This is a genomic window from bacterium, assembly GCA_030247525.1.
Lineage (GTDB): Bacteria > Electryoneota > JAOADG01 > JAOADG01 > JAOADG01 > JAOTSC01.
Map to the genome: position 1 here is coordinate 1 of JAOTSC010000113.1, position 11,023 is coordinate 11,023.

An 11,023-nucleotide genomic window follows, 5' to 3' on the forward strand; every position below is an offset into this window, starting at 1 on the left:
GGAATGATCATGATCTTATTGGCGTCGAGGATGTCATCGGCTTCCGGGGTAATCGGACCGTTTGCGCATTCGGCAATCAACTTGCACTTGACGCGACCGGCATTATCATCAGTAATCTGATTTTCAATCGCCGCCGGGATCAGAATGTCGACTTCCATCTCTAACAAGTCCATCGCATTGGCAAATTGCTTTGCCGACGAGACTTTGTCATAACCGGTCAATTTGCCGCCGTTTGCTTTGCGGTAGTCGATCGCATGCTTGGGATCGATGCCTTTGGCGTCGTGGAAAGCGCCGTATTCGTCGCTGATGGCAACGATTTTGCAACCTTCGCGGGCTAACAATAACGCGGCATTGGAACCGGCATTACCGTAGCCTTGGATTGCTACGGTTGTCTTCTTGAGATCCATCTTGAGGTGTTTGGCAGCCTGCAATACGCAGAATACCATACCTTGTGCGGTTGCTTGTTCGCGGCCCTTGCTGCCACCGATTTCCAACGGTTTACCGGTAATGACTGCCGGGGTGTAATTATTGTTGGTCATCGAGAACGTATCCATCATCCATGCCATAATCTGGCCGGTGGTGTTTACGTCGGGCGCTGGAACGTCGCGGTCCGGTCCGAATAAATCGTGCATTTCAGCGAAGTATCGGCGGGACATCCGCTCGAGTTCACCGCGGGACATTTGGTTGGGATCGCAAACGATACCGCCCTTGCCGCCACCCATTGGGATGTCGACAACAGCGCATTTGTAAGTCATCCAGAAAGCGAGTGCTTTGACTTCGTCTTCGCACACCATCGGGCTGTAGCGAATGCCGCCCTTGGCGGGACCGCGGGCGATGTTGTGCTGCACACGATATGCAGTGAATACTTCAATGCGCCCGTCGTCCATGGAAACCGGCAACGAGACTTTCGTCACGCGACGCGGTTCCTTGATCATTGCGATCTGATTTTCGGTGAGGCCGAGTAAGCGAGCCGCCGCGTCAAATTGCCGCTTGGCATTTTCAAACGCAGATACGGTTTGCTTGGAATGAATCCTCGGCGTCTTCTGTGGTGCCATTCTATCCTCCGTTCGGATTCTTGCAGTTGGTATGAGTTAAACGTCGGTCGGTAGCAACGGGCTCACCGGTTCATCACTCGAAAGGTTGTGATTGATGCCGGGACCGAAGGAGCGCCAGTTCACGGGCGATTAGATCGACCCGTTCGTCTCTTCGAAGCGGGGTCGCGATACGCTCCCTGCGGAGCCATTCGCGATCAACTTCCAGAAGTAGCAATTGTTCGGAATCGGTTGATGCGACAGAGAGTGCTTTTCCGTTAGGACCGTACAATGCGGATTCACCCCAGAAAAACAGACCATCTTGCCAACCAACCAGATTAACGAGAGCGATATATAATGTATTCGTTTTTGCCCCCGTTTCGCAAAGGAGGCGGAAAATCCGCTGGGCTTCCGAGGTTTCGACCTCGCCGAGACCTCGCAATGGGGATGCCGTCGGAACAACGACCAGTTCAGCGCCTTGGAGATTGAGCAGCCATAACAGCGGGGGATGCCATAAATCATTGCAAATCAAACCACCCATTCTTCCCCATCGAGTATCAAAGGTTCTTACCCGATCCCCTTCACCGTAGAAACGTTTTTCCTCGAAGACGCTATAGGTTGGGAGATAAACTTTGCGATGGGTGTGGATATGCTTGCCTTCTTCGAAGACAAAAATGGAATTGTAAACAGTAAAGTCACGCGATAACTCGACACCACCGCAAACAATGGTGATTTCATCACTCGCCTGACACAAGGGTTTAAAGAAGGCATCCTTAACGCTGCGCGCAGTTTCTCCTGCCAGATCGCGCAACATGTAACCACTCAGCGAGAGTTCGGGGAATACGATAATCAATGCACCCTGTGATTTCGCACGCTCGATGTATTCGAGGTGCTTCGTCAGGTTCGTGTTCCAATCGCCGATTTTGGGGTTGATTTGGGCGAGGGCAATCGTGTATTTACTGCAATCGGTCACTGTATCTCTAAAGTATTTCTCAGCTATCCCTAATATAAGCTTTTATTTCGCATTCGCAGAATTGAGTTTTTCCCAGAAGCGGTAGGTTCCCATCGAATAGAAAAATCCGATGATGAGTGAAATAATTGCGCTGGTTAGTTCAACGGGAAAATTGGTTACCGGAGTATCGACGATTCCGAAACGGGCGGCAAGCAGTAGGAATAGAACGCAACCGCGGAGGACAAATATCGCTGCAATCGCTACAAGCGCTATTCTTAGGAACGGCAGCCGGCGAATCACACCTTGCCCGGAAAAGGCATAGAGTGCAAAGACAAAGAAGAATACAGCCGCTACAAAACCAACCACTAACAGCTGAGAAGGATTGGTCGTGATTTCCTCGGGTGCGCCAAAGTAAAGACTCCACTCCGGTGAAAACGATACAATTATTTGAAACACCGTTAACGCAGAAACCAGAACCCCCGCGATTAACAATGCAAAGCACTTCTCCTCTTTCACGTCAGATTCCTGTAGTTACAGCAGTATTCGGGGATAGGCGTCACGTTCGGAGCGAATCGCATTAGCTTCCGCTTCCATTCCTTTTTTTCCAAGTAAAGCTGCGGTAGTAACTTTGCCAGTTTCCACTCCGGGTTGATCGAACGGATTAATGTTGTAGAGGTATCCGGCGAACGCGGTGGTGACTTCCCATAGATAAAAGAACGCGCCAATCGCTTCTGGAGTATGTCCGTTTAATGCAAAGCAAATAGAGGGGCGCTCGGCTTTCGCCAGTGCGCGTTCCGTTGCCCGCAGCTCCGAATGTATCAGCTCGTTAAAGGTGTGACCGGTCAAATAACTCAAAGAGTCGTCACCGGGCAAACCTTGGGGGATTGTGACTTCGTGATTAAAAGGGGCCTCGACAAAAATCGTTAGTTTATCCTTTGGTCCCTCGACATATAGTTGTACCTGCGAGTGCTGATCAGTAGCGCCCAGCGCTTTGATCGGAGTTGTACCGACAAATACTTCGTTGCCATTGAGATCGAGCCGTTTTCCGACCGATTCAGCCCATAGTTGCCGAAACCAGTCGCCTAAACGATAAAGTCGACTGCTATAAGGCATCATCACAAACATTTTAATCTGGTTTTCGACATCGGCGCGATAAAGCAACGCAGCGAGTTTTGCTGCAGGATTCTCTTCCGGATTCTCTCGCCAACATTTTTCTTCCGCCCACTGCGCGCCATCAAGCAATGCATATACATCCACACCTGCGACTGCGGCAGCCAATAATCCGACGGATGTCAATACTGAAAAACGTCCACCGACATTGGGATGGATATGTAAAGTTGGGAGATTTTCCTGTACCGCCCACTTTTTTAGCGCACCTTTCCGAGGGTCGGTTGTGATGTAGAGATGGTCGCGCCAATTGTCACCGACGGCTTGCTTTACTTGCTCGATGGCAAGAAATGCTTGCGCCATTGTTTCCGGGGTAGCGCCGGATTTCGTAACGACATGAAACGCGGTTTCTTTCGGGTCAATAATTTCAAACAGTCCGTGCAACCAATCGGGATCGATGTTGTCGGCGACAAAGATGCGCACATTGCCGGGAAGGTTGTTGGCAAATGGGTGACACACTGCGTCAAGCAATGCTTGCGCTCCTAAGGCACTGCCCCCGATACCGAATTGGACAAAATTACGAAACTTTTTCTTGATGACATTCGCATATTCGATACAAAGGTCAACCGACGAACGTTCGCTCGCTAACTCTGCCCATGCAATCTCTCCGGTCTCACGAGCTTGAAAAGCAACTGCCATCGCTTTCGACAATTTTACGCGCATTGGACTTATGAGTAATGGAGAAGCAATTCCGAAACATCCCGCAGGGCCAGGTATCATCGCATTTGTGACATCTATTGTTAATGGTGGGGTTAGTTGGTGGTTGGGCATTTTTGAGGTTCCTTCCCGACTAAATCGATAATGTTTCGCCTTCCCGAGCAGCTAATACTTCAAGGGGACAGCCTTTTTCAACAAGTCGAGTGCGAATCTGCGCGACGATATGGTCGAGTTCATCGTCACTGCGTTTTGGGTCGTGATGGTACAGCACCAATTGTTTTACATGGGCAGCGCAGGCAAACTGTACCGCTTCGTTATAGGTAGAATGTCCCCAGCCACGGGTGTATAGTATCTCTTCGTCGGTGTACTGTGCATCAAGCACCAATAAATCGGCGTTTTTTACAAAATTCTTAAAATCTTCCTGTGAAGTACCTTCTGGATACACTTTACCTAATTCAAAATCGGTCGCAAAAACAAACACTTTGCCGTGCTCTTGGAACTTGTAACTAAAGCCACCACCAGGGTGATTCATCGGAATCGAAGAAATTTTACAGTTTTTCAGTTGCGGAAACTCGGATGGATCTTCGTGAAAGATACATGTTGCCTTAAAATCGGCTTTCTTAACGGGAAAGTAACTACTGTCACTCGCTTCGAAGATATCATAACGTATGAGTTTTTGGGCGGAAGGGGCACCATAGATGTCGATATGGTTTCCGGCGATGAATGCCGGGACGAAAAACGGGAATCCTTGCACGTGATCCCAATGGGCATGGGTGAACAAGAGCTTTACTCGAACGGGACTTCCTCGCATCATTAACTCGTTACCCAGAGTGCGAATTCCCGTACCGGAATCGATTACAACAGTTTCACCCGAAGAAAGGAATACTTCTACGCAGGTCGTGTTTCCACCATAGCGTACAGTTGCAGGGCCAGGAGAAGGTAATGAGCCTCTCGTACCCCAAAATGTCACGTTCAACTCACCTCCGAGGCATTTGACAATTTGAATAATATAAGTGAACTCGATGAATTGGACAACGGAAACCAAACTTGTGATTCAAGTCAAAGTTATTTGTGATCTACAAACGCAACGATTTGATGTTCATGCTTAGCAAAATCAGGAAAAATTCTCCCGATGTTGAGTGGGTTTAATTGGCTGTTGAAGTCGATTTCACTGATACACTTCTCGAAAAAGCATTGACAACATTGAGCAGAAACGGGCGGTAATGAGCCGCCCGCTTCTGTTTGTCACAAGTTAAACGAGATTTACAAATCTGTTACTTTTACCAACTCAGAAGTCACGTGACTAACGGATGTTGCAAACAGTTTCTTCTCATCTTCGTTTAACGGGAATTCGAGGATATTTTCGATACCGGTTTTTCCGAGGATACAGGGGACACCCATATATACATCATTGTATCCGTATTCGCCCTTCAACCATGCACAAACTGGCAATAAGCGCTTGCGGTCTTTGACGATTGATGCAACCATTTCGACGGCCGCCGCCGATGGCGCATAGTATGCCGAACCGGTCTTGAGGTATCCGACGATTTCCGCTCCGCCATTTTGAGTACGTTTGACGATTGCATCAATCTTCTCCTTAGGCATTAAATGCTCAAGGGGAATTCCGCCAACAGACGTGTAGCGGGGCAGCGGCACCATCGTATCGCCGTGTCCACCGAGCACCATACCATGGATGTCGCGGATCGAAACGCCGAGGGCTTCCGAGATAAACATCTTGTAACGCGCAGTGTCGAGGATTCCCGCCATTCCGAATACCCGATGGCTGGGGAATTTCGATACTTTCAATGCAACGTATGTCATCACATCGAGGGGATTCGACACCACGATGATTATTGAATTCGGTGATAATGGGGCTGCTTTGGAAATTGCATCTTTCACGATCGCGGTGTTCGCGTCGCGGAGATCGTCACGGGACATTCCGGGCTTACGCGCTAAACCAGCAGTCATCACAATGATGTCGCTGTTGGCGGTATCGGCATAATCGTTGGTTCCGATCACTTTGGTGTCGGACATCTGGACCGGGGCAGATTGCCACAAGTCAAGCGCTTTCCCTTGGGGAATGCCGTCGAGGATGTCGATCAATACGACTTCAGATGCCAATTCCTGGTCGGCTAAGCGGGTAGCGGTCGTCGCACCGACGTTACCCGCTCCAATTACAGTAATCTTCATTTGTTCGCTCCAAGCGATTTGGTGAGTTTTTCTGGGGTTCTTCCACCATAACTGGTGGAGGAGTGGAAAATTTCAATCGTGTAAAGATAGGAATCTTCACAGCGACTCACAACTCAAGGCAGGGAACGAAGGGGTGAAAGGTTGCGTATATTAGGTAAATTCGGAAGCAGGAGGCATTGTGCCAATCAGTTGGGCTGAACTATCCCTCGCAGGTCAAATTACGCTGGTTCTGTTGTTGTTTATTTCGATACTGTCCTGGTCGATCATTTTCGATCGGATGGTGCGATTTATCCGGTCGAAAAGTGCTTACAGGTACTTCTTAGCGAAAATAAACCGTGCCGGCACGTTTAACGACTGCTATTCATTTGGCAGACAATACGATGCTACTCCGGCGGCAAGGGTAACTGCTTTGCTCGCCCAACGCTGCGAAAAGGAACCGGATACCGACGCTTTGGAACGATACGCAAAAGTTACCGGTGAGAGTGAGTTAAGCCAAAGTGAAAAAGGGTTGTCAATCCTTGCGACGGTTGGCTCCACCTCCCCATTCATCGGATTGTTTGGTACGGTGTGGGGCATCATGGAAGCATTCATCGGGATTGGAAAGTATGGTTCGCCTAATCTTGCCGTAGTCGCACCCGGTATTGCAGAAGCGTTGGTTTGTACGGCAGCCGGGCTAGTGGTAGCAGTACCAGCGGTAATCGGATACAATCACTTTGTTGGGAGAGTTCGTGAAGAAGCTCGCCGCATCGAGACCGCTGCCGAGATCGTGCTTAGTCTTCATCGCCGCTTTGCAAGTGGAGTGCGCTAATGCAACTGGGTGAACAAGGTCGTCAACTTTCGGAAATCAATGTCACTCCGTTAGTCGACGTGATGCTGGTACTCCTCGTTATCTTTATCGTCACAGCGCCAATGTTACGGAGCGGTGTCGATGTTGCTCTTCCGAAAACGACCAAAGTGCCGTCAATCAGCCGGGAAGGCATCGATGTTACGATGAAGACCGATGGTGCGCTGTATATCGACCAATTACCGGTTCGTCGGGAAGATTTCGTTGCCGCCTTCAAACAGATAACGTCGAGTAAAGCAAATACTCCGGTATATCTGCGTGCCGACGAGACGATACCCTACGGTGAAGTAATCAAAGTGGTTGATTTGATCAAGGAAGCCGGGGTAATCGATTTAGGATTGGTAACGGAAGCACAACCGGATAAGAAGAAGTAGGTGATTGGGACTCGGAATTCGGAGTTCGGGACTCGGGTTCGGTAAATAAAAATGAATTGCTTCGCTGCACTCGCAATGACATGTCAGGTAAGATTGACGAAGTCTGGTGGACAGACAAGAGTGTCTGTCCTACTTTCAGACATGAGTGACTGTCTTACGGAATAACAAGGAAAAATGAAAATCGGATTGGGCATTTCGGCGGGTTTACATCTTCTGGTGGCGGGAGCTATCATCGCCTCGAGTTGGAATACGATGTTCCATCGCCAGATTGGTGCTCCCGCTCGCGCGACCCGACAAGTGTCCGTCATCTCAAGTGATGAGTTACCGGGACGACAACGACCAATTCGATCCGCCCGACCAAAAGTTGATAAATCCGAACCGAAAGCGACCGATAAAACTGTTCCCAGTAAAGAAAAGGAATCCGTTAAGGAAAGCGGTAATGGCGGTAAAGGTGCTAAGGGGGCTAAGAGTGCCAGCAAAGGTGGCATTAGCACAGGAATGTCAATCGATGGAGCGTTTCCACACGGATACTACTTAGAACTGGTTGAAAAGAAAATTGAATCGATGTTTCGTCCTTCGACTCGGATTGGGGGCTTAGTGACAGAGTTACGGTTTGTTCTGCAACGGAACGGCCGGATTACCGATTTAAAACTGCAAAAGAGTTCGGGCAATGCGCTGTTCGACCAAGCGGCACAGCGCGCAGTGCTATCCGCCTCACCATTACCTCCTTTACCGGGTGATTATGGTGGCAACACGCTTGGTGTTACTTATATCTTCCGCTCGGAGTGATAGAAACTAACTTCGAGTGAACTGAACACTGTCGTTAATATATTTACTATTCGATGTGTGACTTTGATAAAGGAATCATGAAAACATTTGTCGTATTGATCTGCCTACTTGGTTTGCAAGTGTTTGCACAACAACAGGAAGTCATTTTGGAAGGGAAGCAACAAGGACAAAGTGTTCCAATTTTGTTGTTTTCGGGTGCCGTAACTTCTGATTCAGTGTTATTAGAGAAAGCAGATGAGGCAAACGTGTGGTCGGAGCGGATCGTGAAAGCGCTGCAAGTTTCCGGTACGATAAAAGTTACCGATAAGATGCCCGACACATTAACCGCAACATCGCTGGTTCCGAATGCAAAATTAGAAGTGAAGAAAGCCTCATCTGGCGGCGCAGTAACGATATCGCTGTTGGCAGGAGACGCCGTGAAACCGTATTGGTTTCAATCGTTTTCACTTATCGATAAGTATTTCGATAACGCGCTAAAAGCTGTAAGCACGATCCACACACAATTGGTGGGAGAACCGGGCTTTGCCAGTGCACGAATTTATTATGCCGGCTCTACTACCACCGGTAACCGAGAGCTTTTCTCGACGAATCTCTTTGGTTTGAACCGATCCCAGCTAACAAGCGATGGAACGATATTAATCTCACCAACTGTTTCTCCTGACGGCAGCAAAGTTGCATATACCAGTTTTCGGAACGGTAACGCCGATGTCTGGATTCAATCGACGAGCGGTGGTCCCGCGAATATTCTTGTTTCGACACCGTATGTCGACTCCTCCCCGCGGTTCGCCCCCGATGGTAAGACAGTCGCCTTCGCCACTACCGTCGATGGAAATTGTGAGATTTATACGATTGAGTCGAACAGCACCAATAAAAATCGGATCACGTTTGCATCCGGGATCGATACTTCCCCCTCTTGGAGTCCGGCGGGCGATCGGATTGTTTTTACCAGCGACCGTAGTGGTAATCCACAGGTGTATACGATGGCTTCGGATGGTACAGATATCCGTAGAATCACGTATGAAGGGGAATACAACGATTCACCGGTATGGTCGCCACGGGGTGACAGGATCGTCTATGTCCGACGTGAAAACGGAGTTTTCCAGATTTATCAATGTGATCCTGCCGGGGTAACTCACAAGCGATTGCTGTATTATTCCGAAGATCAAAAAGATCCTGCTTTTGTTCCGGGCGGTTTTCGTATATCTTTTGTAACTGTGTGGCAAGGGATACCGGGGATAGCACTACTGACTCCGGAAACCGGTGAAGTCGATATGATTGTTACAAATGTAGTCGCGCAACGCCCGGTTTGGGGACCCCCGACACCTTAATTATCTTTTTACCAGTTTAGTCAAAACCATCGGAGGAACAGTAATGAAATACTCAACGCTTGGACTGGCAGTTGTAGTGCTGGCTGGCGGCATGTTGATCGCAACGACCGGTTGTGGTCCGAAGCCGAAACCTGAAATGAAACCTTCCATCAATCTCGATTCGCTCCGCGCTGCCGAAGAAGCAAAGCGCCGTGCCGACTCGATTGCTGCAGCCGAAGAAGCTCGCCGGTTGGCAGAAGACGCCGCCCGTAAGCGTGAAATGGAAGAAGCGAAAATGAAGGCAGAGGCTGAAGCAAAAGACAAAGCTTTGATCAAGGTCATCTATTTCGATTATGACAAGTCGAATATTCGCAACGATATGTCGACCGATTGTCAATCCAACGCAGCACTCTACAAGAAGTATCCGAACTGGCGAGTTGCTTTGGAAGGGCATGCTGACGAGCGCGGTACGAACGAGTATAACCTCGCGTTAGGCGATCGTCGTGCCCAGTCGGTGAAAAAGTATTTGACCGATTTCGGCATTGATGCCGGTCGTATATCGACGATTTCTTTCGGTGAAGAGCGACCCGTAGCGAAGGGCACTGGCGAACAGAGCTGGTCCAAGAATCGCCGCGTCGAATTCAATACGAAGTAATCTTCGTTCGATTCACGAGTATTCGTGATTTATTACGTCGGGGCGTTGCAACATACGCCCCGATTTTCTCGTTCGCGTATGAAGTCGCTTTGTTTACGCACACGAGAGGAGAGCAATGAAGTCCAGCCTTTTTATTATAATGGTCGTGTTGTTAATCAGCTCCGGCTGTGGATTGAAACAGATTCGCGAAAGCAGTGATGCTTCCCGGGCAAATACTCAATTGTTGCTTGAGAAGCAGGCGGAGCAAATCGCTGCCGATCAAGCCCGCGACTCGGTGATTGCCGAGTTACAACAACGGATTGCGGAACAAGACCTTGAACTCCGCGGGTTTCGTGCTTCGGCAACCAATCGGTTTGATAGTATGGAGCAACTTCTATCGAAACTGGCTTCCCGGGTACAAGAAACTACCGGCAAGTTTGGTGATGTTGCGATGGGGATCAGCGAAGTCCGGCGCAAGTTGACAAGCGATTCGGTCAATACCGATACGGTGTCAGCCCGCGCTGCGATTGATGCTGCCGAGAGCGATCTTGCTCGCGGAAACTATGAGTTAGCGGTTGCTGGTTTCGGTACTTTTTTAGAGCGATGGGCAAATTCACCGTTGGCTGTGAATGCTTACTTTGGTCGTGGTCAAGCGAAACTGGCGCTGAAGGATACATCGGGGGCAATTGCGGATTATCGGGCGGCTGGTTCGTCCAATCCTCCGGGCGAACGTACCCCCTCTGCCTTATGGCAAATGGGACGGATTTTCCATAAGCAAGCGAATTATGGCGGAGCAAAAACAGTATTAGGGGAGTTAATGAAATCATTCCCGGAAACACCAGAAGCAAATCGGGCGAAGGAGCTTCTCGATAAAATCAAAGTTGAAGAGCGTAAGTCTCGTCGACGATAGTTCGGTTGTGCAGTTGAATATTGAAACGGGTCGATTCAAATCGGCCCGTTTTTTTTTATGGTTTTTATAAGCGTTTTTGCATAACTCGATTTGATTTTGTTACTCCCTCCGCGAGCAAATAAGTGATTTTTATCACAGCAGAAACTACATAACCTATCTGTATAATAC

12 protein-coding genes are annotated in these 11,023 nt (G+C 49.0%); 6 read left to right on the top strand and 6 right to left on the bottom strand.

The genetic code is table 11. From position 1 onward, the window contains the following. The 6 genes from OEM52_10505 to mdh form a co-directional block, all read right to left on the bottom strand. Nucleotides 1–1,055 (bottom strand): Glu/Leu/Phe/Val dehydrogenase (locus OEM52_10505; GenBank protein ID MDK9700563.1); only part of this gene is annotated, 1,055 nt, incomplete at its 3' end. Nucleotides 1,056–1,128: 73 nt separating this feature from the next. Next, nucleotides 1,129–2,004, bottom strand: coding sequence for a hypothetical protein (locus tag OEM52_10510; protein ID MDK9700564.1), 876 nt, complete (start codon nt 2,002–2,004; stop codon nt 1,129–1,131). Between the two features lie 42 nt (nt 2,005–2,046). Then, the gene (locus tag OEM52_10515) at nt 2,047–2,499 is read right to left on the bottom strand and encodes a hypothetical protein (protein MDK9700565.1); all 453 of its coding nucleotides are present in this window, start codon (nt 2,497–2,499) and stop codon (nt 2,047–2,049) included. 15 nt (nt 2,500–2,514) lie between these two features. Further along, nucleotides 2,515–3,921 carry a glucose-6-phosphate isomerase gene (locus OEM52_10520; GenBank protein ID MDK9700566.1) on the bottom strand — a complete coding sequence of 469 codons (1,407 nt, stop codon included), beginning with the start codon at nt 3,919–3,921 and terminating at the stop codon, nt 2,515–2,517. 19 nt (nt 3,922–3,940) lie between these two features. After that, nucleotides 3,941–4,777, bottom strand: a complete 837-nt coding sequence (locus tag OEM52_10525; GenBank protein MDK9700567.1) for an MBL fold metallo-hydrolase — start codon at nt 4,775–4,777, stop codon at nt 3,941–3,943. A gap of 293 nt (nt 4,778–5,070) precedes the next feature. Beyond that, nucleotides 5,071–5,997, bottom strand: a complete 927-nt coding sequence (gene mdh / locus OEM52_10530; protein ID MDK9700568.1) for a malate dehydrogenase — start codon at nt 5,995–5,997, stop codon at nt 5,071–5,073. 277 nt (nt 5,998–6,274) lie between these two features. On the opposite strand from mdh, the gene OEM52_10535 reads away from it, so the two are divergent. From OEM52_10535 to OEM52_10560, 6 genes are all read left to right on the top strand, one after another. Continuing rightward, nucleotides 6,275–6,805 (top strand): MotA/TolQ/ExbB proton channel family protein, encoded by a 531-nt coding sequence (locus tag OEM52_10535; protein MDK9700569.1) that lies wholly within the window; start codon nt 6,275–6,277, stop codon nt 6,803–6,805. Beyond that, on the top strand, nt 6,805–7,215 hold the full coding sequence (locus OEM52_10540; GenBank protein MDK9700570.1) for a biopolymer transporter ExbD: 411 nt from the start codon (nt 6,805–6,807) through the stop codon (nt 7,213–7,215). The genes OEM52_10535 and OEM52_10540 overlap by 1 nt, the downstream gene beginning before the upstream one ends. Before the next feature lie 174 nt (nt 7,216–7,389). Further along, entirely contained in the window at nt 7,390–8,004 is a 615-nt protein-coding gene (locus tag OEM52_10545; protein ID MDK9700571.1) for a TonB C-terminal domain-containing protein, read from the top strand. Between the two features lie 77 nt (nt 8,005–8,081). Then, nucleotides 8,082–9,332 (top strand): hypothetical protein, encoded by a 1,251-nt coding sequence (locus tag OEM52_10550; protein MDK9700572.1) that lies wholly within the window; start codon nt 8,082–8,084, stop codon nt 9,330–9,332. 43 nt (nt 9,333–9,375) lie between these two features. Continuing rightward, nucleotides 9,376–9,966: a peptidoglycan-associated lipoprotein Pal gene (pal, locus tag OEM52_10555; protein MDK9700573.1), complete on the top strand. Its 591-nt coding sequence runs from the start codon at nt 9,376–9,378 to the stop codon at nt 9,964–9,966. Between the two features lie 115 nt (nt 9,967–10,081). After that, a complete protein-coding gene (locus tag OEM52_10560) occupies nt 10,082–10,855 on the top strand; it encodes a tetratricopeptide repeat protein (GenBank protein ID MDK9700574.1) in 774 nt (257 codons plus the stop codon). The last annotated feature ends 168 nt before the right edge of the window (nt 10,856–11,023 follow it).